This is a genomic window from Streptomyces sp. B8-7 (assembly GCF_058833805.1).
The window spans coordinates 261,508-284,451 of sequence record NZ_JBYRRL010000004.1; the positions used below are offsets into that span (position 1 = coordinate 261,508).

Sequence of the window (22,944 nt, forward strand, 5' to 3'; positions counted from 1 at the left end):
GACGTGAGCAGGCTCCAGGTTGTCAGCGGCAAGGGCGGTACCGGCAAGACAACGGTGGCCGCAGCCCTAGCGCTGGCCCTGGCCACGGAGGGGAAGCGGACGCTCCTCGTCGAGGTCGAGGGCCGGCAGGGCATCGCACAGCTCTTCGAGACAGAGGCGCTGCCCTATGAGGAACGCAAGATCGCGGTCGCACCCGGGGGCGGGGAGGTGCACGCGCTCGCCATCGACCCCGAACTGGCCCTGCTGGACTACCTCCAGATGTTCTACAAACTCGGAGGCGCCGGCAGAGCCCTGAAGAAGCTGGGCGCGATCGACTTCGCGACCACGATCGCGCCCGGACTGCGGGACGTGCTGCTGACCGGCAAGGCGTGCGAGGCGGTCCGCCGCAAGGACCGGGCCGGCCGATTCGTCTACGACCACGTGGTGATGGACGCGCCCCCGACCGGCCGCGTCACGCGCTTCCTGAACGTCAACGACGAGGTCGCGGGGCTGGCGAAGATCGGCCCGATACACAATCAGGCGCAGGCCGTGATGAGGGTGCTGAAGTCGCCGCAGACGGCCGTGCACCTGGTGACCCTGCTGGAGGAGATGCCGGTCCAGGAGACCGCCGACGGCATCGCCGAGCTGCGCTCCGCCCGGCTCCCGGTGGGCCGGGTCATCGTGAACATGGTGCGGCCGGAGGTGCTGGACGCGGCCGGCCTGGATCTCGTACGGCGGCTGCCGCGCACGGCGGTGGCACGGTCGCTGTCGGCCGCCGGTCTCGGCGGCGCGCGCCGCGGCGGGAACGCGGAGCGGCTGGTCGGCCCGCTGCTGGAGCAGGCCTCGGAGTACGCGGAGCGGCACGCGCTGGAGCAGGAGCAGCGGGCCGTCCTCGGCGAGCTGGGCCTGCCGGCGCACGAGCTGCCGCTGCTGGCGGAGGGCATGGACCTGGCGGGGCTGTACGAACTGGCAACCGAGCTGCGGAAGCAGGGGATCGCATGAGCGCGGACACCGCCCAGGACCGGCATCTGTCCCCCGCACGCGTACTGGACCTCGATCCGCTGCTCGACGACCCGCAGACGCGCATCGTCGTGTGCTGCGGCTCCGGCGGGGTCGGCAAGACGACCTCCGCGGCGGCCCTCGGCCTGCGGGCGGCCGAGCGGGGCCGCAAGGTGGTGGTGCTGACCATCGACCCGGCCCGCCGCCTCGCTCAGTCCATGGGCATCGACTCGCTCGACAACACCCCGCGCCGGGTCAAGGGCATCGACGACACGGCGGGCGGCGAACTGCACGCCATGATGCTGGACATGAAGCGCACCTTCGACGAGATCGTCGAGGCGCACGCGGACGCCGAACGGGCCTCGGCGATCCTGAGCAACCCCTTCTACCAGTCGCTCTCGGCGGGCTTCGCGGGCACGCAGGAGTACATGGCGATGGAGAAGCTGGGCCAGCTGCGTGCGCGGGACGAGTGGGACCTCATCGTCGTCGACACGCCGCCGTCCCGTTCGGCGCTGGACTTCCTGGACGCGCCGAAGCGGCTGGGCTCCTTCCTGGACGGCAAGCTGATCCGTGTGCTGCTGGCGCCGGCGAAGGTGGGCGGCCGGGCGGGGATGAAGTTCCTGAACGTCGGGATGTCGATGATGACCGGCGCCCTCGGCAAACTGCTCGGCGGGCAGCTGCTGAAGGACGTCCAGACGTTCGTGGCCGCCATGGACTCGATGTTCGGCGGGTTCCGGACCCGTGCGGACGCGACGTACAAGCTCCTCCAGGCGCCCGGGACGGCGTTCCTGGTGGTCGCGGCTCCGGAGCGGGACGCCCTGCGCGAGGCCACCTACTTCGTGGAGCGCCTGGCCGCCGAGGACATGCCGCTCGCGGGTCTGGTGCTCAACCGGGTGCATGGCAGCGGCGCCGCCCGGCTGTCGGCCGAGCGGGCGCTGGCCGCCGCGGAAAATCTTGAGGAGTCCCGCATTGTCGATCAGCGGGACGGGAAAGCTGACGTTCGTAACTCCCCCGAGCACGACGGCTGTTCCCACTCCCCCGAACCGGACGCCGTCGCCGGTGCCGCCCAGGGCACCGGACCCGACCCACAACCTGACCGGTCCGCGGAAGAACTGACCGCGGGCCTGCTGAGGCTGCACGCGGACCGCATGCATCTGCTGTCCCGCGAGCAGCGCACGCGTGACCGTTTCACGTCGCTCCACCCCGAGGTGGCGGTGGCGGAAGTGGCCGCGCTGCCCAGCGATGTGCACGACCTCGCCGGGCTGCGGGACATCGGCGAGCGGCTCGCCGCCAACCGGCCGGAGCTGCCCGAACCCGGGAGCCGGTGAGCAGGAGCCGGTGCGCAGGAGCCGGTGCGCAGGAGCCGGTGCGCAGGAGCCGGTGAGCAGGAGCCGGTGAGCAGGAGCCAGTGCCGGCGCAGGCCGCCCGGGGCCGCTCGTCCGGGCGGCGGAGCCACGCCTCGGCCACCCGGCCGAGCGGCGGAAGGCGCCGCGGCCGCCCGCACGGCGGTGACGGCGGGCCCGCAGCGAGCCGGCCGTACGACCTCGACGGTCACGCGGTCCTGTGGTCGCGCCGTTGCCCCGCGGCCGACGGCCGGGGCGCCGCCCGGTGCCCGGGGCAGGGCGCAGGGTCGTGAACGGCGCGTCGCCGGCCGACGGTGCGCGGGCCGCGGGTCGCCGTGTCACGGGCCGCCGCGTCGTGGGCCCGGATCGCGTCCGGACCCTGGCATCGGCAGCGGGCACCGCGGTACCCGACCGGCCGAACCACACGCCGGCCGAAGGCACACGACGGCGCGCACCAAAGGCGAACATTCGGACGAACACCCGGACGGACACCCGGACGGACACCGGACGGCGAGGGCAACAGAGACACAGGAATCACAGGAGGCACGGACCGGCCAGGAGGCACAGAACGGACCGGAAGCAGGGAACGGACAGGAGGCACTCCGCGGCGCGGGAAGCGCAGGAAGCACGTCACAGGCAGGCGTGCAGACCAGCGCAGAGCCGGTTCGGTGGCGCGGAGTCGGACCGGTGGCGCGGAGTCCGGTAGGACTCGGCTCAGCGGCCTCGGCAGCCCCGGGCAGCATCCGGAGCGGCACTCGGCAGCGGGCGCCGGGGCTCGGCAGGGCCTGGACGGCGGTGGCCGTGTCTGCCCTCGGCCGATGGGCCTGGTCCGCAGGCCGTCAGCGAGGAGGGGCCTGCACTCGGCCTCAGCTCACCGCCGCGTAGTTCTCGTACACCTGGTCGTCGTCGAGGGGCACCAGGCCGGCCCCGCGCTCGTACTCCGTACGAGCCGTCTCCAGCAGTCGGCGCCAGGAGGTCACCGTGGGGCGCCTGCGCAGCAGTGCGCGGCGTTCCCGCTCCGTCATGCCTCCCCACACGCCGAACTCGACGCGGTTGTCGAGCGCATCGGCCAGACATTCGGTGCGCACCGGGCATCCCGTGCACACCGCCTTGGCCCTGTTCTGCGCTGCTCCCTGAACGAACAGTTCATCCGGATCGGTAGTGCGGCAGGCCGCCTGCGCACTCCAGTCGGTTACCCAGCCCATACCGGCGCCGTCCTCTCCCGAATCGAGGCTCCCCCACGGCGGCAGCGGCATATTCACCGCCGCCAGTTGAGGACGTTACGGAAGGTGGGGGCAGCGCAACACCCCCTTCGGGCCCAATCTTGAATGGCCCGAACGGACTATGCGTAAGCGGCAGATCACCCGCGGGAGTGAGCGGGCGACATGCGTGACGATCCCCACAAAAGGGGATGCTTCAGCCGTGCCACAACGGACACCCTGTGACACACAAGGCGGATTCGGACACGCCGTCACGAAAAAAGTCGGTCACATCCGAAACGATTCGGCGTCGCCGGACGTATTGATACATGACCGCGCTGTTGTGACAGTTGAGAGCAGCTTAGGCCAAGGCCTATACGCGTGTCCGGCGAATGAGAACGTAGGCTGCCCCTATGCCAAAGAAGCCCTCGGGCGGGGGCCTGTCGCCCACGCAGCAGGCCGCGAAGTTCCTCGGTGTCAGTGTGCTGGCCGGTGCCGTCATGGCAGGTATCGCGCTGCCCGCAGTCGGCGCGCTGGGGCTCGCGGCCAAGGGGTCGGCGGAGAGCTTCGACGAACTCCCGGCCAACCTGAAGACGCCGCCGCTGAGCCAGCGCACCTCGATCCTCGACGCCCAGGGCGGAGCGATCGCCACGGTGTACTCGCGCGACCGCACGGTGGTCGAGCTCAAGGACATCTCGCCGTACGTACAGAAGGCGATCGTCGCGATCGAGGACGCGCGTTTCTACGAGCACGGCGCGGTCGACCTCAAGGGCGTCCTGCGCGCGGTCAACCGGAACGCGCAGAGCGGCGGTGTCGCCGAGGGCGCCTCCACCCTCACCCAGCAGTACGTGAAGAACGTCTTCGTGGAGGAGGCCGGCGACGACCCCACCAAGGTCGCCCAGGCCACCCAGCAGACCATCGGCCGGAAGATCAAGGAGCTGAAGTACGCGATCCAGGTGGAGGAGGAACTCGGCAAGAAGAAGATCCTCGAGAACTACCTGAACATCACGTTCTTCGGCCAGCAGGCCTACGGCGTCGAGGCCGCCTCCCAGCGCTACTTCTCCAAGCACGCCAAGGACCTGGAGGTCCAGGAGGCCGCGCTGCTCGCCGGCATCGTCCAGTCGCCCAGCCGGTACGACCCGGTCAACGACGAGACGGAGGCCACCAAGCGGCGCAACACGGTGCTCCAGCGCATGGCCGAGGTCGGCGACATCTCCCAGGAAGAGGCCGACGAGGCCAAGGAGAAGCCGCTCGGCCTGAAGGTCAGCCGGCCCAAGAACGGCTGCATCACCGCCGTGAAGGGCGCGGGCTTCTTCTGCGACTACGTCCGCGCGGTGTTCCTGAGCGACCCGGTCTTCGGCAAGACCAGGGAGGACCGGGCGAAGATCTGGAACCAGGGCGGCCTGACCATCCGCACGACCATGGACCCGCAGGCCCAGCAGTCGGTGCAGCAGTCCGTCAAGGACCATGTGAACCAGAACGACGAGGTGGCGACGGCCGCGACCATCGTCGAGCCCGGCACCGGCAAGATCCTCGCCATGGGCCAGTCACGGCCGTACGGCTTCGGCAAGAACGAGACGCAGATCAACCTCTCCGTCGACAAGGCGATGGGCGGCGGCGTCGGCTACCAGCCCGGTTCGACGTTCAAGCCGATCGTGGCCGCGGCCGCCATGGAGGGCGGTATGCCGGCGACGAAGGTCTACGACTCACCGTACGAGATGGACTACCCGAGCCCGGTCCAGGCCTGCGACGGCAGGACGTGGAACGAGAAGGGCATCTCGCTCACCAACGAGAACAGGTCCGAGTCCGGCCCGTACGACATGAAGGAAGCGACGGCGAAGTCCGTCAACACCTACTTCGTCGAGATGATCAGTGAGATCGGCATCTGTCCGGTGATCGACATGGCGAAGAAGATGGGCGTCGAGCGCGCCGACGGCAACAAGATGAAGGAAGGCCCGTCGATCGCCCTCGGCACCCAGGAGATGTCCCCGCTGACCATGGCGAACGGCTACGCCGCCTTCGCCGCACGGGGCATGTACTGCACGCCGATCGCCATCGAGTCGATCAGCCAGCGCGTCGGCGGGGAGAGCAAGTCCCTGGAGGTCCCGAAGTCGACCTGCTCGCGGGCGATGTCCGAGACCACGGCCGACACCGTGAACACGCTGCTGCGCGGCGTGGTCGAGGACGGTACGGGCACCCAGGCCGGCCTGGGCAGCCGCGCCAGCGCGGGCAAGACGGGCACGACCGACGAGCGCTTCGCCGCCTGGTTCGTGGGCTACACCCCGAACATGGCGGGTGCCGTCTGGGTCGGGGACCCGGCGCACAGCCGCAAGATGGAGGGCATCACCATCGGCGGCGTCTGGCACGACAAGGTCTTCGGCGGCCAGGTTCCCGGCCCGATCTGGCGCGACATGATGACCGGCGCGCTGGCGGGCAAGGACGCTCCCCCCTTCAACCTCGTCGACATCCCGGACCCGCCGAAGGAGGAGGACAAGGACCAGGACCGGGACCGGGACCGCGACGGGGGCCGAGGCGGCCGAGGCCGTGACGACAACGGCAACGGCGACGACCGGGGCGGCCTGCTCGGCGGCGGCGGGCTCCCCTCGCCCTCCTTCACCATCCCCGAGGGCTGGATCCAGGGCACCGGCAACGGCGGGAACGACGGGACCGCCGACGGCGGCAACGGCAACTCCGGCATCTTTCCCTGAGCCCGGAGCCGAGGCCCTGGGCTGAGGCCGGAACCGAGGCCCGCCGGGGCCGAGGCCTGAGGCCGAGGAACAGGTCCGGAGCACACGACGGCGGGGCGCCCCCCTTCTGGGAGGGGCGCCCCGCCGTCGTACGACTCGGCCGGCCGGCCCCGATGGCCGCGGCCGGCGCCGAGGACGGGTGTCAGCCCGCGAGCAGCTTCTTGACCGCGGCGGCGACCCGGCCGCCCTCGGCCTGGCTGGCCACCTTGGGGTTCACGATCTTCATGACCGCGCCCATGGCCCGCGGGCCCTCGGCCCCGGCCGCCCTGGCCTCCTCGACGGCCTGGGCGACGATCTGCTCCAGTTCCTCGTCGGACAGCTGCTTGGGCAGGTACGCGGCAAGGACCTCGCCCTCCGCCTTCTCCCGCTCGGCCTGCTCGGCGCGGCCGCCCTGCGCGAAGGCCTCCGCCGCCTCGCGGCGCTTCTTCGCCTCGCGGGTGAGCACCTTCTGCACCTCGTCGTCGGAGAGCTCGCGCTTCTCCTTGCCCGCGACCTCCTCCTTGGTGATCGCGGCGAGCGTCAGCCGGAGCGTCGAGGAGCGCAGCTCGTCGCGCTCCTTGATCGCGGCGTTGAGGTCTTCCTGAAGCTTCGACTTGAGCGTGGTCATGGCCTGATTGTCGCAGGTGCGACGGCAGCGCCGCCCCCGCATTTGCGGCAGCACTGCCGACGCCGGCCCCGGACCGGCCCCCGACCGCGACGGCAGCACGATGACATGGCAGAGCGGCAGCACGGTGACACTCCAGGCGGCAGGCGGCAGGCACGGTGGGAGGGCGGGCCCGGCGGCAACCAGCCGCACGCCCGGTTCCTCGCACGCCCGCTTCCTCTCCTCCGGTCCTCCGGTCGCTCTCCTCGTTCGCCCGGGTGCGCGTGCGCCCGTATGCGCGTGCGCTCGTATGCGCGTGTGCCCGGACGGCCGCGCACACGGCCGGACCTGAGGGTCTGACACGATGGACGCATGCGCGCGCACTACGGAGTACCCCTCGGCATCACGGCGGTCGCGGCCGCCGGCCTCCTCTACTCGGCGGGCTTCGAGTCCCGCTCGTTCCGCCTCCGACGGGTCACCGTGCCCGTGCTCCCCGCGGGCATGCGCCCGCTGCGCGTGCTGCACGTCTCGGACATCCACATGGTCAGCGGTCAGCGCAAGAAGCAGCGCTGGCTGCGGTCCCTGGCCGGGCTGCGCCCCGACTTCGTGATCAACACCGGGGACAACCTGTCCGACCCGGAGGGGGTGCCGGAGGTGCTGGACGCGCTGGGGCCTCTGATGGAGTTCCCGGGAGCGTACGTCTTCGGCTCGAACGACTACTACGGGCCGAAGCTGCGCAACCCGGCCCTCTACCTGGTGGAGAAGGTGCAGGGCCGGCACGGCCTCAACGGCAACCCGCCCGCCAAGGGCGTCGTCCACCTGCCGTGGGAAGGCCTCCGGGACAGCTTCGACGCGGCCGGGTGGATCAACCTGACGAACACGCGGGGCGTGCTGAAGGCGGACGGTGTGACGGTCGAGCTGACCGGTGTGGACGACCCCCACATCAAGCGGGACCGGTACGCGGAGGTGGCAGGCGGCCCGTCCGGCACGGCGGACTTCTCGATGGGCGTGGTGCACGCACCGTATCTGCGCAGCCTGGACGCCTTCACCGCCGACGGCTACCCGCTGATCCTGGCCGGCCACACCCACGGCGGCCAGGTCTGCCTGCCCTTCTACGGCGCCTTCGTCACCAACTGCGACCTGGACACCGACCGGGTCAAGGGCCTGTCCACCCACACCGCGGAAGGCCGTACGGCGCACCTGCACGTCTCGGCGGGCTGCGGTGCGAGCCGCTACACCCCGGTGAGGTTCGCCTGCCCGCCGGAGGCGACGCTGCTGACGCTGGTGGGGCGGGAGTAGCGCGGCGGGGCCCGGCTGCCGTAGCCGCGGATCCCCTCGGAACCGGCCGGACCACGCCGGGCACGGCCCCCGGGTCCGGACGGGCCGGTGGGATCCACACCTGAGCCCGGTCTCGGCCCGATCCGAGCCGCCCAGGTCACGAGCCGGAGCCGGGGCGGAGCAGGGGGCAGGGGGCAGGGGCCGACGTCGGAGGGCCGAGGCGGGATGAGACGGGGCCGGGTCCGGGGGGGGCCACCGGGGCCGGGGACGCGACCGAGGCGGGAGTAACCCGTACAGCCCGCTCCGCATCGCCCGATATGACGGACATGCCTAGCGTGTGAGCATGACCGCCCCGATACCCAGGGACATGCCGGACCTCCCCGCGATCCCGGGCACGCCCGCGCTGCTCCCCTCGCCCGTCCCCGCAGCGGCCGTGGTGGCGCCGGTCCGCCGGCCCCTCATCGCCGCGTTCCGCCTGCTGACCGCCCTGCTGGCGATCGGGGGCGTGACCATCGAGATGCTGCTGGGCACCCCGCTGCGCGTCCTGAGCTTCTTCACCGTCCAGGCCAGTCTGCTGCTGGCCCTGGTGATGCTCTCCTCAGCGCGCCGCGCCTGGAGCGCACGCCGGCCGCTGCCGGGAGGCCTGACCGGAGCCGCTCTGCTCTACGCCGCGATCACCGGCCTCGTCTACCACCTGCTGCTGGCGAACGCGTCGAGCCCGTTCTCGATGGCTGACAACGCCGCCGCCCCCACGGGCTGGCACGCCGTCTCGAACCACGTCCTCCACACCGTCGTCCCCGCGGCCGCGGTCCTCGACTGGCTGCTGCTGACCACTCCCGGCCGCCTCCAACTGCGCCAGGCGGCGACCTGGCTGATCTATCCCATGGCCTACCTGGTCTTCTCCCTGACGCGAGGCGTGCTCCTGCTGCCCGGCACCCCGCAGGGCCGCTACCTCTACTCCTTCCTCGACGTCGACGCCCACGGCTACAAGGCCGTCCTGGGCAACGCCCTCCTCCTCGGCCTGTCCTTCTACGCGCTGGCCGTCCTCCTGGTCGTCCTCGACCGCATCCGCCCGAACCCGGTCCGCCATCGAGGCAGAACCGGATTTCGTCTCCAGCCCCCGGTGGGCTAAAGTAAACGTCGTCGCCGCGACAAGCAGCGACATCGGGGTGTAGCGCAGCTTGGCAGCGCGCTTCGTTCGGGACGAAGAGGTCGTGGGTTCAAATCCCGCCACCCCGACAGAGAAATACCAGGTCAAGGGCCTGATCCGGAAACGGATCAGGCCCTTCCTGCGTCTCCGGTGATCGTTTGGGAGAAATCTGGGAGAAGATCTTGGTCGGCTTCTCCCAGACGGTCCTACATCGTGAGGGCAGCACCCAGCAGCCGTCACACGGCTGAACCTGTGCACTCGCCAATCGGGATACCCCAGAGCAAGGCAGCGAGGACGCCCAGTGATGGGTCGTGGATGCGGTATTCCCTCACCCTCCGATCCCACTTATCCTCGCGATCACGCGACCGGGGGGGGTGGGCATGGCTGCTGGGGCAACGAGCTGGCAGAAGGAACAAGTCAGTCGCGCGTATGTGCATGCCTTAGCAACACAAGGCGGGTACACGATCTGCGACTGGAACGTGGACAAGGACGGGGTCGACGTCACACTGCGCTCGCGCGGCCTCATGGTCGATATCCAGCTCAAATGCACACAGAACCCACGCGCCATCAGAAGCGGCTACAGCTTCGACCTGGACATCGAGACCTACGACAAGTTGCGTGACCCTGAGCGCTCAGCACCTGCTCACCTTGCGCTCCTCATAGTCCCGCCCGACATCGGTCGCTGGGTGATCCACCAGCCAGACTCGATCGTCCTTGCTTGCCACGGCTACTGGTCCTCGGGCCTTGTCCCCGAGGAGTGGACACCTGTTCGTGTTGTTATGCGGCGAGTGTCAGGGTAGCTGACTGCTGTTCGTAGGCGATCGGTGCCTGCTGGCCGTTCGCGGAGTGCCGTCGGCGGGTGTTGTATCGGGTGGCCCAGCGGAAGACCGTCAGGCGGCAGGCGTGCGTCCCGTCGAAGCGGCGGGCGCCGCGGAGCGTCTCGCGTTTGAGGGCGGCGTTGAAGCTCTCGGCGAGTGCGTTGTCCGCGCTCGTGCCAACCGCGCCCATGGACTGCCGTACCCCCAACTCGGCGCAGGCATCGGCGAATTGGCGGGAGGTGTACTGGGCTCCGTGATCGCTATGGAAGACGGATCCGGCCAGGCTGCCGCGGACCCGGGCGGCTGCCCGGAGTGCGTCGGCGACCAGTGAGGTGCGCATGTGGTCGGCGATCGCCCAGCCCACCAGGCGGCGCGAGAAGCAGTCGATCACTGTCGCCAGATACAGGAACTCGCCGTCGCCCACCGGCAGGTAGGTGATGTCCCCGACGTACTTCAGGTTCGGGGCGCTCGCGGTGAAGTCGCGCCGGAACAGGTCCGGCACCGGGGTGGCGGACGGTTCGGGCACGGTGGTGACCTGGCGTCTGCGCAGTCGCAGGCCGGCGATGCCGTACTTGCGCATGACCCGTCCGACGCGCTTGTGGTTCACCAGCTCGCCTTCGTCGCGCAGTTCGGCGGTGATACGGGGGCGGCCGTAGGTGCCGTCCCACTCGGTGTGCACGGCCCTGATCCGCTCGGCGAGAGCAGCATCGGCCCGCTCGCGGGCGGCACGGGCTGCGCGTCCGGCCCGCCATTTGTAGAAGCTGGAGCGGGCGACCTCCAGCACCTGACACAACCGCTTCACGCCCCAGGCGTGGTGGTGGTCCTCGACGAACTGGAAGCGGCTGGTCACCAGGTCATCTCTTGTGCGAAAAACTTCGTGGCCTTGCGCAGGATGTCACGCTCGGTGGCCAGTTTCTGGTTCTCCTTGCGCACCGTCGCCAGCTCACGGCGCAGGGCCTCGTTCTCGGCCTGAAGCTCTTCGGCCGTCGGCGGGGAATCCACCGTGTTCTTCTCCGTGCTCGTGCTCGTCGTACTGCCCCCGCCGTGGCGGGCCCGTTCGGTCCGTACCCAGTTACGCAGCGTCTCCCGGCTGATCCCCAGGTCCTTGCCGATGCCCTCGAAGGTGTGGCCCGGGTCCGACAGGTACAGCGCGACGGCGTCCGCCTTGAACTCGGGCGAGTAGACCTTCATCACCATAAAAGATGCCTCCTACCCGGCCCCTGCCGGGGCCGGGCTCAGAGGTGTCCACCACTCGGGGACAGGTCCCCTCCCTCTACGGGATGGGACACGCCCCTGGTGGATCAACTACTGCGATCCACCTTCCTGAGCACCAAGAGCTCACCGCGAAGGCCATGGGGACCATGTTCGATGCTGCGCGACGCATGACCAACAGCACCGATCTGGGGTTGAGCTGACATGGCGGACAACACCCCAGACTTCGGCCCCGAAGAGATTCGCAGCTACCTCAAGGTCACCGGCTGGGCCCCTGTGTCAGGCGGGGACGTAGCCGAACTCTGGAGGCTCCCAGGGCCAGCGGACGAAGTCGTCCTCGTCCCAATGAAACCTGGCGCACCAGACTTCGCCAAGAGGGCACGTATCCTCATCCAGGACCTGGCGAGGGTCGGGAGCGAAGACGTCCAGACAGTCCACGATGCCATCGCAACGGTCTATAACGACGTCACTGACCTCCGGGCCTCTCACCCATCGATGAGTGATGGATCGATCCCACTTGAGTCCGGCTATGAACTCTTCGTCTCCGCGAAGCGCCTCCGTGTGGCCTCTGCTGCGGCGACCATCCGACGCCAAGGGCACTTCCGGAACTTCCCTACTCGGGCGCGGAACCAGGCAACAGAGGTTCGCCTGGGACAGACACGTCGCGGCTCTTACATCGTGCCCATCATCAGCCAGGCACGCTCCCCCGAGGACGTCTACGCGCCGCGTCAGGAGCACATCGACGTCCAGGTCGAGGAGACTCTCTTCGACCGCCGGGTAACTGCCACGATGTCTCGCGCGCTAGGCGTGTTGGAGGACATGGCGGGTGCCGACCGCGAGCCTACTCCTAGCGAGATCAATGACTCTATCGGCGAGGGGGTCTCCTACGAGCTGTGTCGGGCCCTCGCCAAAGTCGTGAACACAGAGTCCGTCAGCGCGCTCGACGTGGCCTTCAACTGGTCCCGCGTGGCTGCACCACCACCAGGCACGCCAGCATGTGTCGAGTTCAACCGCGATGCGATCGAGATCGTCGACCTGGTATCGGAACAGCTCAAAACCAAGGTCTACACACGCGAGCACCTGATCTACGGCGTGGTCACAGACCTCAGCCGCCACCCCGATGACGACACCGGCCGCGTCGGAGTACAAACGCTCATTCAGCGTCGCAGCCGCACGGTATGGATGGACCTCGCCGACAGGGACTATCACACGGCTGTTCACTGCCACGATGCCGGCATCCCTGTCCGTGTGAGCGGCACACTGACCAGTCCACCCGGCGGGCTCGCCCGCATGGTTGTCACTGCGTTTGGTCCTGACCCTTCGCTAGGAGGAGACGACTAGCGGCCCAAATCGGACGAGGCGGGGCTGTCTTGACGGCAACCCCGCCTGTCACTGATTGCCAGGTACCCGGTTCCTACAACCGCAGCAGGCGATCGAGAACTCGAACTGGCGACGTAGAGCACATGGCGCGCCGCGCGTCGAGGGCGGCCTCCCACTGCTCCGTCAGGCTAATCAGGAGGCGCCGGCGCATGCCCGGCGTGACGTGCGCGTAGCGCGCCGAGACTGAACCGTCGATGTGGCCCATGCGTTGGTCCATGAGGACCTTCTCGGTGCCGAGGTCCTCCATCATCGTCCGGTGGGTGTGGCGGAGGCCATGGGGTGTGAGGCCCTTGGCGATCGGAACCCAGCAGGCGTCCGCCCGTGCGGCTGCCCCTCGGCCTCGGGCCGGGATGCCGGGCCAGGGCTCGCCGAGGATCGGCACCGGGCGGGCCTCCTGCGGCGCCTTCTTCGGGTACCAGCCAGAGACCGCCGGGGTGAACAGCCAGGTGGCGAAGCCGTTGCGGCGCCAGTGGGCCGCGTGCTCCGACGTGGCACCTCCGCGTACGAACCCGAGCTCTGCGATGGCAAGTTCGACGCGTACGCGAGTGTCCTCACGCACCCGGTCGGGGTGGTTGAGGACGTTCGAGACCGTGCCCGTGGAGACTCCGGCACGACGGGCGACGTCGACCAGCTTCGCGCCCTGGTGGCCGCCGGTGCGCGCCGCGCCCTGGCCCCGGAAGACGTACGTCCTGCCGTGGCACGGGCAGGGTGTCGGCTTCGTACGGGCGATGTGGTTGAAGACCAGGGCCGACAGCCAGTCCATCGAGTCGATGTCGCGATAGCTGTCGTCCTTGGGCGGGCAGCGCACCAGCTCGCCGGTGTCCAGCTCGTACAGCTGCCACTCGACGCGGAAGGCGTCTCGGCGCACGAACTCCGTTTGCAGGCCGACGATTTCGCCCCAGCGCTTGCCCGTGTAGCCCTTGAGGACCGTGGCGACGAACTCGTCGTCACGTCCGGAAAGCAGGGCGGCCCGCTCGGCGGTCAGCAGGATGCCGAGTGCGTCGGTGACGACCTTCTCCGGGCCACGGTCCCGTGAGCGGCCGGCGCGCTTGCCCCGCCCGCGCCGCCTCGCCGCCGGGTTCGACGTGAGCAGGCCCTCGTCGATCGCGTCCTCGAAGATCAGGTGGAGCGTCGAGCGCCAGGTCTTGACACTGGAGGCCGCGTACGCAGCCCGCTCCTTCTTCTCCCAGGCGTCGACGTCCGTGCGCAGGATGCCCGCGAGCGCCTTGTCCTCGAAGTCGGGAAGCAGGTGCTCCTCGATGTGGCGCTTGTAGTTCTGCATCGTCGAGGCGGCCAGGTCCTGGGCGGCGTACCAGCGGCTCGCGTACTCGCCGAAGGTTTCCTGACCGAGGCCCGGATCGCGCCACTGGCCACGGCGAACCGTCACCTCTTCGGCGTCTGCGGCCTGCTTGGCCTCGCGCTTGGTGGCGAACTTGATCACGGCGCCCGTGGAATCGGCGACGGTGCCGTACCTGCCGTCCTCGATCTTGTAGCGGCCTCGCCAGTAGCCGCTGCGCTTCTCCGCGTACCCCACAGATTTCCCTCCCTTCTGTCGTGTGGGGTGCATTAAGCAGCGGTTCCGTACTGGGACTTGGCCATCCGGCGCGGCGGCCGGGCCTGGAGCCGGACGGTGGGCACAGCCGCATCCGGCCGGTGCCGAGCGGGAGGTTTACGCGTCGGCGCAACGGCGACGCCAGGGCGCTGCGCATTCACGGCTGGGCGCTCTTCGTGCATGCGGATGATCTCCGCGAGGTGCTCGTCCGAGAAGCGGTAAGCACGCCCGACGCGGGTGAACGGAATGAGCCGGCGGCGGGCGCGGTCCTTGACCCACCAGGCGGAGCAGCCGAGGACGGCGGCGACTTCCTCGGGGACGTAGAGGCGCGGCAGGCCGGCCTCGACGGGCGAAGTCGGTTCGGAGGCAGGGGCTATCGCGGGTGGACGCAAGGGGTGAGTCCTCTTCTGGCGGGTCGAGGGCGCGGCAACGCCGACCCGCCGGTCGATCGCTAGGGATGTGGATGAGATGCCCGTGCTGGGGGTTTGCGGGCCCAGGACGGGAGTGGGAGCCGGAAGCTATGCCTCGGCGGCGGAGCCGGTGTCACCGTGCTCGCCGGACGGAGGACCGTGCATCTTCAGCATGGTCTTGCTGGCCTCCTCCGCCATGGCGCTCTGGACCATGAGGTCGGCTTCCTCCCGGATGTCGGGGTGCTCGGCGAGGTAGGCGTCGAGAGCGTCGCGCGCTTCGGTGAAGGCCATGTTGGCTCTCTGCGTCGCGCGGAAAGCGTCCACGACCTCGTCGATGAGCTCCATGGCGCGAGCCTTGGCGGCCAGCTGGGGTGGCCCGACGAGGTTGCGCAGGTCGATGCCGAAGACCTCGGCGAAGCCGATGGCGTCGTCGAGGTTGATGCGGCGCTTGCCGTTTTCGATCCGCCAGACCGCGGACGGGTTCATGTCGAATCCGGCCTCGTTGAGCCGGTCGGACAGGGCGTTCGTGCTCCAGCCGCGCGCCTCGCGCTCCACCCTGATGCGGGTCGCGACGTTCGCCTCGCCGCTGAGCAGCACGCCCTCGGACGGTTCTTCTTCCGTCACTGCCACCTCCTTCGGTTCGTAGCACTGCACTGCGGTTTGCAGCACAGCTTAAACAGTAGCATCTCTACTGCGAGATGCAAAACACTTCTGCGATCTGCAATTCATGTGGCATACTGGTGGCACCCCCACCCCACCGACCTCAGGAGTCCGCACGCCCGCACATCACATGAAAGAAGCCCCCGACAATGCCGGGGGCTCAAGCGCAAACCTCTCAACCGCCATCCCTAGCGATCAACCTGCGGAGACCGGGATTGCCGTCCCATATGGCCCGCAAGCAGAGGAGCTGATGCCCAGTATGACCGATGCCCAGCCGAATACGCCATCCCTTCCCGACGGCCCTGGCACATCGTGGCCTCCAGTTGCCGTGCCCGGCCAACCGGCTGGCTCCACCGCACCTCCGGCGGAGGAGGACCGTGACGCCGCCGCCTCGGCGCCACCGCTGCCCGAGGGGGTGCAGATCCTGAACGATCTGCGGGCACAGCTCAAGCGGTACGTGGCGATGCCCAGCGAGGAAGCCGTCACGGCGGTGGCCTTGTGGATCGCGGCGACGCATCTGCAGCGTGCCTGGCAGCACGCGCCGCGCCTGGCGATCGTCGCTCCGGAGAAGCGGTGCGGTAAATCGCGGCTGCTGGATGTGGTGACCGAGACGGTGCACCACCGGCTGATCACGGTCAACGCCAGCGCGGCGGCGATCTTCCGGTCGATCGACGGGGACGACCCGCCGACGCTTCTGGTCGACGAGGCGGACGCCATGTTCAGCAGCCCCAGGGTCGCGGAGAGGAACGAGGAGGTGCGCGGTCTGATCAACGCCGGGCACCAGCGTGGCCGACCGACGCTGCGGGTGTCGGGGCCCGAGCACCAGGTGCAGGAGTTCCCGACCTTCGCCATGGCCGCGCTCGCCGGGATCGGTGACCTGCCGGACACGATCATGGATCGGGCGGTGGTGATCCGGATGCGGCGCCGCGCGGCGGGGGAGAAGGTCGCGCACTTCCGCACCGGGCGGGACACACCCGCTCTGAACGCGATCCGTGACCGTCTCCACGCCTGGCTGCAGCCGCTCTACGAGCAGGCGATGGAGGTGGAGCCGCCGATGCCGGTCGAGGACCGCGCGGCGGATACCTGGGAGCCGCTGGTCATCATCGCCGACCTCGCCGGGGGCGACTGGCCGATTCTGGCCCGTGCCGCTTGCCGCGCCATGACCGACTACGAGGCCGGCCAGGACGAGGAGGGCGGTCTGCGCCCCCGCCTCCTGACCGGTATCCGCCGCGCCTTCGCCGCCGTCGGCGATCCGGCCGTGCTGAGCACGAAGCACCTGCTGGAGGCGCTCAACGCGGACAAGGAAGCGCCGTGGGCGGAGTACGGCGCCAACGGCCTGACCCCGCGGGGCCTGCAGCTGCTGCTCAAGCCGTACGGCATCGGCTCGGCCAACCGCCGCTTCCCCGACGGCGCCCAGGCCAAGGGCTTCGCGCGCAACCAGTTCCTCGACACCTGGGCGCGCTACTGCCCCGAGCCGAAGGAGGCGGACGCTCCCGCCTCACCGGCCGGCGGGCCGCTACCCGGCACCGCAGCCTGACTCGACACCACTCGCATCACTCGTCCCCGCGCAGGTCAGCGCGGGGACGAGTGAACGGCCCGCAACGAGTCGTCTCGGCATCACCACGCCACTCGTACCTGTGCTGAGCAGGCACGCGACGAGTGGTACGAGTCCCAGCACCCCACGGCGGCCACGCCCTGCCCTGCGCCGAGACCGCCGCCGCCCCCAAGCCCACCCGGAGGACCCCGCTTGTTCGCCCGCATCAACGCCTTCACCACGTGGTTCCGCCGGATCACGTCACGTCGACGGCAACCTGCTGCCGCTCCTGGAACTGCCCTACGGACACACACGCGCACCGCCCTTGTCCTCGGCCTGGCGGCCATCGTCCTCATGGCCTTCCGGGTCTCGTGGAACGCCCTGTCCGACGTGGCCCGGGCCATCGGCGCCGATTCCACCGCCGCCCTGCTCTACCCGATCGTGATCGACGGGCTGATGGCCCTCGCACTCATCTCCACGCTCGTACTGACCGGCCCGGACCGGAAGTTCGCTCTGCGGGTCCTGGCGGCCTACACACTCGCCAGCCTCCTGCTGAACTACATCCACGGCCTCATACCGGCCCTGCACACCGAGGCAGCCCGATGGAGCCGACTGGCCGACTGGGACCCGGTGAACTACGCGCTCGTGCTGCTGGCGACCTCGCTCCCGGTCGGATCGATCTACTTCGGATCGGACCTCGTGGCCAAGGCGCTGCACCACAACCCGAAGCCGACCAAGCCCGCCAAGACGGTCGCCGCCACGCCCGGCATCCACCTGCCCACGCAGCTCAAGGTGGCGGGCACCCCGGAAGACGTGGCGGAAGCCGCTGCCGATGCGGCGGAGCCCAGCGCCACCTCCACAGCAGATCCCGAAGTGGACATGGGCACTATCGATCCCGATCTACTCGCCCTTGCCCGCCGTGCGCCGCGTGGGCGCGGAGGCAAAGCCTCGCGCCGCCACATCGAGGACACGGTCCGCAGCACCGGCCGCCCGATCGGCAAGGACGAGGCCGAGCGCGTCAAGGACGCGCTCCAGGCCGAACTCGACGAAGCCGCCGCAGCCGAGCCGAGCCAGCTCTCGAAGACGGCCATCGCTTCCTGACCACCCGCCACTGCCGCCCACGTCGGCATCACTCGTCCCCGCGCAGAACGGCGCGGGGGCGAGCCCCCCTTGCGCAACAAGTCGGCTCGACATCACCGACCCACCCCGCCAACACCCCGCTGAGTAGGACACCCATGCCCACACCGCAGCACGAACTGCCCACCGCACAGCTGGAGATGACCAAGGCCACAGCACCCACGACCGCGTCAGCAAGGTATCCCGCTGGACCGTCCACAGGCCGGCCTCACGGGGATGCCTCCGCCCCGGGGGTGGCGGAGGCACTCGGGCACCAGGGGGTGCCCGAGGAGGAACAGCCCGCCGCCGACGACATCGCCGCTGCTGCCGACGCGCCGTTGCCACGTGCCGCCGACGCCGCCGCCCTGCAACGAGTCGCCCGACGTCGCAAGCCCGACCCGAACGGCCAGCGCAAGAAGCGGGTCGATGCCCGCTACAGCGCCGAGGAGAAGGCCGTCATCCTCGCCAAGGCCAGGTCGCTGAACGTCAGCGGCGCCCACTACGTCGCCGTCGTCACCCTGGCCCACGTCCACGGCGACCTCACCGTGCCCGGCCAGCGCACCCAACTCGACGACTACATCGACGAACTCAACGCCCTGCGCCGCGAGGTCGCCTTCGTTGGCCACAACGTCAACCAGATCGCCACGAAGCTCAACTCCGGCGGCCATCCACACCCTGGAGACAGCGCCCTACTGGCCCAGACCGACCGCACCCTGGACGCCGTCGGCACAGCCGTACGCCACATCGCAGCAGCCGCCAACCAGGCCGTCAGCCACAAGGCGGCCCGATGATCGCGAAGATCAGCAGCGGAAAGAGCACCGCTGGCCTGATCCGCTACCTCTACGACACCAAGAAGGCCAAGGACCACACCGACCCCCACCTCGTCGCCTCCTGGGACGGCTTCGCCCCCGACCCCGGCCGCACCGACGACTTCGACGCCGCCAAGAAGCTCCTCGTCGCCGACCTCGACCTACACGTCAAACAGGCCGAGCGCCTCGGCCGCGCACCGAAGCAGCATGTGTGGCACTGCTCGATCCGCGCCACCGGGACCGACCGGCACCTCAGCGACGCGGAGTGGGGCGACATCGCCCGCCGCGTCGTCACCGCCACCGGCATCGCCCCCGGCGGTGATACGGACAGCTGCCGGTGGGTCGCCGTACGCCACGCGCCGGACCACATCCACATCGCCGCGACCACCGTCCGCGCCGACCTACGCACCGCCCGGCACTGGAACGACTACCTCACCGCCGACCGCGAACTCGCCGCCATCGAGAAGGAACACGGCCTGCACCAGATCGTGCGCGGGGACCGCACCGCTGCCAAACGGCTCACCCGCGCCGAGCAGGAGAAGGCCAAGCGCGCCGGCCAGGCCCGCACCGCCCGCGAACGCCTGCGCACCACCGTGCGCACCGCCGTGGCCGCCGCAACCAGCACCGAGGAGTTCGTCTACCTGCTGGAGCACACCGACGGCATCCTCGTCGAGGTCAAGCACTTCCCGTCGGGAGACGTACGCGGCTACACCGTCGCCCTCGAAGGCGACGTCAACGCCGCGCAGGAACCGATCTGGTACTCGGGCTCCGTCCTCTCCCCGGACCTGTCCCTCCCCAAAATCCGTAAGCGCCTTGGCGCCACCGAACCGCAGCAAGGCCCCCGCAGGACCAACCCGTGGCACCAGGCCACCGCCGCCGCAGAACGCATCCCCCACCGCCTAGAGCACAGTGAAGACACAGCGGCCCAGGCCCATCTGGCTGTCCTCGGTGAAGCCCTCGACGTCCTGCCCCTTCGCGCACCCCAGGCAGTTCAGTCCCAGCTCCGTCAGGCAGCTGAGGCGTTCGAGCGCGCCACCCGATCCCGCATCCAGGCCGAGCACCAGCACGCCCGCGCCCTACGCGGCGCTGTGCGGGCCATGGTCCGCGAACCTGCCCCCAAGGACGGCGCCCTGCTGGCGATGTTCCTCGACGCCGCGATCCTCGCCGTCATCGCCGCCGCCCGCTGGCACCAGCAACGCCACCACGACCAACAGGTCGTCGCAGCCCAGCAGACCCTGCTCCACCTCCAGGCCGCCTACGAACAGACTGCCGTCGCGCCACTGACCGTGCTCGCCCAACGCCGGCCACCCACCCAGGTAGTGGAGCGACACATCCTCCTCATCCGGCAGACCGTGCCCAATCACGCAGAACAGGTGCTGGAGGACCCGGCTTTCGACGCGCTCGCCACCGCACTCGCGGACGCAGAGAAGACCGGACACGACCCGAAGCAACTCCTACAACAGGCCGCCGACCAGCGAGCACTCGACGACGCCCGCCAGCCCGCGCGCGTGCTGACGTGGCGCGTCGAACGCCTCAGTACGAGGACGGTACCCAGCGCCCACGCACCTGCGGCACAGGTCCGGAGTGGAGCACAGTCTCCGAACACGCACGTACAGCCATCATCAGCCACCCCGCCGCCCCGGCCCCAGCCGTCACACGCACGGCGACGCTGATCACGATCGCACAGGCAGCTTGGGCGTGAGCAGTTCGAGCGCCTCCTCCCAGCGGAAACGGTCGGCCCCGCCGCCGGTCTTCGGGCGGTGCGGCTCGTAGGAGCCGGTCAGGACGCCCATCTCGCGTAGCCGGTCCAGGCTCTGCCGGTACGCGGGGTGGGCGGCCTGGGCGGAGTTCAGGTACGGCAGGACGGCGGTGGGGATGCCGAATCCGTACGCCTCGCACAGGATGCCGAGCGCGAGGGTGTCGGAGATCCCGGCAGCCCACTTGTTGATCGTGTTGAAGGTGGCCGGGGCCACCGCGATCGCGTCGGCGGGCGGCAGCGGTCGGGGGTCGCCGGGTGAGCGCCAGGCCGAGCGGATCGGGTAGCCGGTCTGCGCCTCGACGGCTTCGGCGTCGATGAAGCCCAGGCCCTGTGGGGTGGCGATGACGCCCACGTCCCAGTCCGTCTCCTGGGCTGCGGTGATCAGTTTGCCGACGTCGCCGGCGATGCCGGACGCGCACACGATGACGTACAGGAAGGGCTTCTCGGCCTGCTGATCTGGCCGGTCTGGCCGGTCTGGCTGGTCATTCACGCGGGGACTCCCAGTTGACGGCTGAAGCGGTGCAGTTCGGGCAGCGTACGGCGACGGTCGCGGGCGGCCATGTCGGCGACCAGCTCGCGGACTGCGGGGCGGCGGATGTCCTGGGCCGCGCAGCTTTCGGCGATGCGCAGTGCCTGGTACCCGTCGGCCAAGCGGCCCTGCTGGCTGTAGGCGCGGCCCGCTTCGATCCAAAGGGCAGCACGGCGCTCGGGGACCGGGATGTGCCGGCGCATGAGAGGCCGGGCGGTTTCCAGAGCGACGCCCGCGTCCCCGAAGGCGACGGCCGCGCTGAGGCCGTGCAGGGCGACGTTCGTCGGGCTGAAGTTGGCCCAGGCGTCAGGGCTGTCGAGCGCGACGTAGCGGGCGACTTCCTTCGCCTCGGTGAGGAAATCCTGAGTGGAGGCGCGGTCGCCACCGCTGCTGGCAGCGGTAACCCCGCGCAGAAGCAGCAGACCGAGTGCCGCGAGGTACTTCGCAGAGCGCTGGTCGTACGAGCCCGTGAGCTGGTCGGTGGTGTGACGGACCAGGGAAACGGCCTGGGCGGTGTGGTTGTCGCGGGCCAGGGCGTGGGCGTGCACACGGACGCTGGAGGCGAGGACGACGGGATCGCCGGAGCGTTCGGCCTCGGCCATGGCCCGTCCGACCGCGAGCCAGGCGTTGCCCTGATCGCTCTGCTTGAGCAGCAGGCTCGCCGAGGTCTGATACGCCGTCGCGAGGAGCCCGGACAGACCGGTCGAGCCGGGGGCATCGCTGATGGCCTGCCGTAGCTGCCCGATCAGGCCGGGCAGCGTGCCCTCCAGCTGCGTGTAGTCACAGGTGTAGAAGAGGCGGCGCGCGTCGGCGACCTGATCACGCAGTTTCCGGACGTCCGGCACTCGCTCGGTGGCCGTATGGGCCGCTCCGGGGAGCAGAGCCTGGACCAGGTCCTGGTGGGCGGCGCTGGGGATGGTCGGGGCCGCGAGCGCGGCGATGCCTGCGGCGAGCACGGTACGGCGGCGCATGTCCTCTGTCTCGGGGTCGGAAGGGCTGATGTTCGATGGGCTGATGTCCGAAGTGGCGGCGAGGCCGAGGTGGTGTAGCGGAATCGCGAGTACCTGGGCGACCTCGCGCAGCATGCGGACGTCCTCCGTGCCTCTGCCGTTCTCCAGACGGCTCACCTTGGACTGGTGATAGCCCAGGGCGGAGGCGACGTCCTTCTGTGAGCGCCGCTGTAACACGCGTGCCTGGCGGATCACTTCACCGATCTGTCTCGCTTCGCTCTGCGCTTCGGCCATCTGAGCCACGGCTCCTCCCGCCGTCGCCGATCCTGCCTGCTCAACCGAGCGTAATGGAATGGCAGTTCACCGTGATGCAGCTCCTGCATAGACGATGCGGCACCGGCACACGGACTGGTTCGAGCTGTCCGTGCAGCGGTTGCCTGGAGTGGCCGTACCGATCCAGGAGGCCGCTCATGGAAGCGCATCAGATCCGGATTCCCGTCTCCGGCACACCTGCGGGTGCCACGTCCGCGCGGCGGCGGCTCGCGGAAGGGATACGGGCCTGGGGAACCCTGCTCGGGTCTGAGCTCCTGGAATCGGCGGAGCTGGTAGCCGCTGAGCTGATCGCGAATGCCGTACGGCACGCGCCCGATGGCCCGATCACGGCCCATGTCTGCCTGAACGGCACGGGACTGCGGATTGCGGTGACGGACACCAGCTCGAACGCCCCAGAGGTCGGACTGTCGGAGGAGTACGCGGAGGGCGGACGCGGTCTGTTCCTCGTCGCGGCGCTCGCGGATCGCCAGGGCTTCGACCCCTTGCCGTCCGGCAAGCGCTGCTGGGCCGAGTTCGAGTTCAGCGCCCCACTGTTACCCGCCGCATCACACCTGCCCTTGCAGAGGAGTTGACTGTTGACAGCCGTACGGATTCCCCCAGTCGC

20 protein-coding genes and 1 tRNA gene are annotated in these 22,944 nt (G+C 69.7%); 13 read left to right on the plus strand and 8 right to left on the minus strand.

What is annotated here, in order from left to right; translation table 11 throughout:
• Positions 1–3 precede the first annotated feature (3 nt).
• Together bagA and bagB are read left to right on the plus strand one after the other, a co-directional pair.
• The gene (bagA, locus tag AC5K6T_RS21045) at positions 4–981 is read left to right on the plus strand and encodes an ATPase BagA (protein WP_493211238.1); all 978 of its coding nucleotides are present in this window, start codon (positions 4–6) and stop codon (positions 979–981) included.
• Complete coding sequence (gene bagB, locus AC5K6T_RS21050) at positions 978–2,306, plus strand: ATPase BagB (protein WP_493211239.1); 1,329 nt, start codon at positions 978–980, stop codon at positions 2,304–2,306. Before bagA ends, bagB begins: the two co-directional genes overlap by 4 nt.
• An 881-nt stretch (positions 2,307–3,187) precedes the next feature.
• Here the strand turns inward: bagB and wblA are convergent.
• A complete protein-coding gene (wblA, locus tag AC5K6T_RS21055) occupies positions 3,188–3,526 on the minus strand; it encodes a transcriptional regulator WblA (protein ID WP_063608098.1) in 339 nt (112 codons plus the stop codon).
• Positions 3,527–3,933: 407 nt separating this feature from the next.
• Between wblA and AC5K6T_RS21060 the strand changes: the two genes are divergently transcribed.
• Positions 3,934–6,228 carry a transglycosylase domain-containing protein gene (locus AC5K6T_RS21060; RefSeq protein ID WP_493211240.1) on the plus strand — a complete coding sequence of 765 codons (2,295 nt, stop codon included), beginning with the start codon at positions 3,934–3,936 and terminating at the stop codon, positions 6,226–6,228.
• A 181-nt stretch (positions 6,229–6,409) separates the two neighbouring features.
• On the opposite strand, the gene AC5K6T_RS21065 is transcribed toward AC5K6T_RS21060, so the two are convergent.
• Positions 6,410–6,874 (minus strand): GatB/YqeY domain-containing protein, encoded by a 465-nt coding sequence (locus AC5K6T_RS21065; protein ID WP_493211241.1) that lies wholly within the window; start codon positions 6,872–6,874, stop codon positions 6,410–6,412.
• A gap of 348 nt (positions 6,875–7,222) precedes the next feature.
• On the opposite strand from AC5K6T_RS21065, the gene AC5K6T_RS21070 reads away from it, so the two are divergent.
• The 4 genes from AC5K6T_RS21070 (at position 7,223) to AC5K6T_RS21085 (ending at position 10,078) form a co-directional block, all read left to right on the plus strand.
• Positions 7,223–8,149, plus strand: coding sequence for a metallophosphoesterase (locus AC5K6T_RS21070; RefSeq protein ID WP_493211243.1), 927 nt, complete (start codon positions 7,223–7,225; stop codon positions 8,147–8,149).
• Positions 8,150–8,471: 322 nt separating this feature from the next.
• A complete protein-coding gene (locus tag AC5K6T_RS21075) occupies positions 8,472–9,260 on the plus strand; it encodes a Pr6Pr family membrane protein (protein ID WP_493211245.1) in 789 nt (262 codons plus the stop codon).
• Between the two features lie 33 nt (positions 9,261–9,293).
• Positions 9,294–9,367, plus strand: a tRNA-Pro gene (locus tag AC5K6T_RS21080).
• Between the two features lie 291 nt (positions 9,368–9,658).
• Complete coding sequence (locus tag AC5K6T_RS21085; RefSeq protein ID WP_493211247.1) at positions 9,659–10,078, plus strand: DUF4365 domain-containing protein; 420 nt, start codon at positions 9,659–9,661, stop codon at positions 10,076–10,078.
• Here AC5K6T_RS21085 and AC5K6T_RS21090 read toward each other — a convergent pair.
• A protein-coding gene (locus AC5K6T_RS21090; RefSeq protein ID WP_493209579.1) for an IS3 family transposase occupies positions 10,056–11,293 on the minus strand; the annotation gives its coding sequence in 2 pieces (ribosomal slippage) (positions 10,056–10,961 and positions 10,964–11,293; 1,236 coding nt in all). The genes AC5K6T_RS21085 and AC5K6T_RS21090 overlap by 23 nt on opposite strands.
• Before the next feature lie 219 nt (positions 11,294–11,512).
• On the opposite strand from AC5K6T_RS21090, the gene AC5K6T_RS21095 reads away from it, so the two are divergent.
• Positions 11,513–12,649 carry a hypothetical protein gene (locus AC5K6T_RS21095; protein WP_493211249.1) on the plus strand — a complete coding sequence of 379 codons (1,137 nt, stop codon included), beginning with the start codon at positions 11,513–11,515 and terminating at the stop codon, positions 12,647–12,649.
• Positions 12,650–12,722: 73 nt separating this feature from the next.
• On the opposite strand, the gene AC5K6T_RS21100 is transcribed toward AC5K6T_RS21095, so the two are convergent.
• From AC5K6T_RS21100 to AC5K6T_RS21110, 3 genes are all read right to left on the minus strand, one after another.
• Positions 12,723–14,222, minus strand: a complete 1,500-nt coding sequence (locus tag AC5K6T_RS21100) for a LacI family DNA-binding transcriptional regulator (protein ID WP_493211250.1) — start codon at positions 14,220–14,222, stop codon at positions 12,723–12,725.
• A 32-nt stretch (positions 14,223–14,254) separates the two neighbouring features.
• Entirely contained in the window at positions 14,255–14,632 is a 378-nt protein-coding gene (locus AC5K6T_RS21105; protein ID WP_493211251.1) for a helix-turn-helix domain-containing protein, read from the minus strand.
• Positions 14,633–14,758: 126 nt separating this feature from the next.
• Complete coding sequence (locus AC5K6T_RS21110) at positions 14,759–15,274, minus strand: helix-turn-helix domain-containing protein (protein WP_493211253.1); 516 nt, start codon at positions 15,272–15,274, stop codon at positions 14,759–14,761.
• A 295-nt stretch (positions 15,275–15,569) separates the two neighbouring features.
• Here AC5K6T_RS21110 and AC5K6T_RS21115 point away from each other — a divergent pair, with 295 nt between their 5' ends.
• From AC5K6T_RS21115 to AC5K6T_RS21130, 4 genes are all read left to right on the plus strand, one after another.
• A complete protein-coding gene (locus AC5K6T_RS21115; protein WP_493211254.1) occupies positions 15,570–16,847 on the plus strand; it encodes a DUF3631 domain-containing protein in 1,278 nt (425 codons plus the stop codon).
• A gap of 351 nt (positions 16,848–17,198) precedes the next feature.
• Positions 17,199–17,945 carry a DUF2637 domain-containing protein gene (locus AC5K6T_RS21120; RefSeq protein ID WP_493211255.1) on the plus strand — a complete coding sequence of 249 codons (747 nt, stop codon included), beginning with the start codon at positions 17,199–17,201 and terminating at the stop codon, positions 17,943–17,945.
• Positions 17,946–18,214: 269 nt separating this feature from the next.
• Positions 18,215–18,751 carry a plasmid mobilization relaxosome protein MobC gene (locus tag AC5K6T_RS21125; RefSeq protein ID WP_493211256.1) on the plus strand — a complete coding sequence of 179 codons (537 nt, stop codon included), beginning with the start codon at positions 18,215–18,217 and terminating at the stop codon, positions 18,749–18,751.
• Positions 18,748–20,442, plus strand: coding sequence for a relaxase/mobilization nuclease domain-containing protein (locus AC5K6T_RS21130; RefSeq protein WP_493211258.1), 1,695 nt, complete (start codon positions 18,748–18,750; stop codon positions 20,440–20,442). The genes AC5K6T_RS21125 and AC5K6T_RS21130 overlap by 4 nt, the downstream gene beginning before the upstream one ends.
• Here AC5K6T_RS21130 and AC5K6T_RS21135 read toward each other — a convergent pair whose 3' ends face one another.
• Both AC5K6T_RS21135 and AC5K6T_RS21140 read right to left on the minus strand, forming a co-directional pair.
• On the minus strand, positions 20,443–21,018 hold the full coding sequence (locus tag AC5K6T_RS21135; RefSeq protein WP_493211259.1) for a flavoprotein: 576 nt from the start codon (positions 21,016–21,018) through the stop codon (positions 20,443–20,445).
• Positions 21,015–22,301, minus strand: coding sequence for a helix-turn-helix domain-containing protein (locus AC5K6T_RS21140; protein WP_493211260.1), 1,287 nt, complete (start codon positions 22,299–22,301; stop codon positions 21,015–21,017). Before AC5K6T_RS21140 ends, AC5K6T_RS21135 begins: the two co-directional genes overlap by 4 nt.
• A gap of 176 nt (positions 22,302–22,477) precedes the next feature.
• Between AC5K6T_RS21140 and AC5K6T_RS21145 the strand changes: the two genes are divergently transcribed.
• Entirely contained in the window at positions 22,478–22,912 is a 435-nt protein-coding gene (locus AC5K6T_RS21145) for an ATP-binding protein (protein WP_493211261.1), read from the plus strand.
• The last annotated feature ends 32 nt before the right edge of the window (positions 22,913–22,944 follow it).

What these genes read in the sequence shown, in the direction of transcription:
- AC5K6T_RS21065 (WP_493211241.1), bottom strand. Translation starts at nt 6,874, where the DNA reads ATGACCACGCTCAAGTCGAAGCTTCAGGAAGACCTCAACGCCGCGATC.
- AC5K6T_RS21085 (WP_493211247.1), top strand. Translation starts at nt 9,659, where the DNA reads ATGGCTGCTGGGGCAACGAGCTGGCAGAAGGAACAAGTCAGTCGCGCG.
- AC5K6T_RS21060 (WP_493211240.1), top strand. Translation starts at nt 3,934, where the DNA reads ATGCCAAAGAAGCCCTCGGGCGGGGGCCTGTCGCCCACGCAGCAGGCC.
- AC5K6T_RS21120 (WP_493211255.1), top strand. Translation starts at nt 17,199, where the DNA reads ATGGCCTTCCGGGTCTCGTGGAACGCCCTGTCCGACGTGGCCCGGGCC.
- AC5K6T_RS21140 (WP_493211260.1), bottom strand. Translation starts at nt 22,301, where the DNA reads ATGGCCGAAGCGCAGAGCGAAGCGAGACAGATCGGTGAAGTGATCCGC.
- AC5K6T_RS21075 (WP_493211245.1), top strand. Translation starts at nt 8,472, where the DNA reads ATGACCGCCCCGATACCCAGGGACATGCCGGACCTCCCCGCGATCCCG.
- AC5K6T_RS21095 (WP_493211249.1), top strand. Translation starts at nt 11,513, where the DNA reads ATGGCGGACAACACCCCAGACTTCGGCCCCGAAGAGATTCGCAGCTAC.
- wblA (WP_063608098.1), bottom strand. Translation starts at nt 3,526, where the DNA reads ATGGGCTGGGTAACCGACTGGAGTGCGCAGGCGGCCTGCCGCACTACC.
- AC5K6T_RS21130 (WP_493211258.1), top strand. Translation starts at nt 18,748, where the DNA reads ATGATCGCGAAGATCAGCAGCGGAAAGAGCACCGCTGGCCTGATCCGC.
- AC5K6T_RS21070 (WP_493211243.1), top strand. Translation starts at nt 7,223, where the DNA reads ATGCGCGCGCACTACGGAGTACCCCTCGGCATCACGGCGGTCGCGGCC.
- bagB (WP_493211239.1), top strand. Translation starts at nt 978, where the DNA reads ATGAGCGCGGACACCGCCCAGGACCGGCATCTGTCCCCCGCACGCGTA.
- AC5K6T_RS21115 (WP_493211254.1), top strand. Translation starts at nt 15,570, where the DNA reads ATGACCGATGCCCAGCCGAATACGCCATCCCTTCCCGACGGCCCTGGC.
- AC5K6T_RS21145 (WP_493211261.1), top strand. Translation starts at nt 22,478, where the DNA reads ATGGAAGCGCATCAGATCCGGATTCCCGTCTCCGGCACACCTGCGGGT.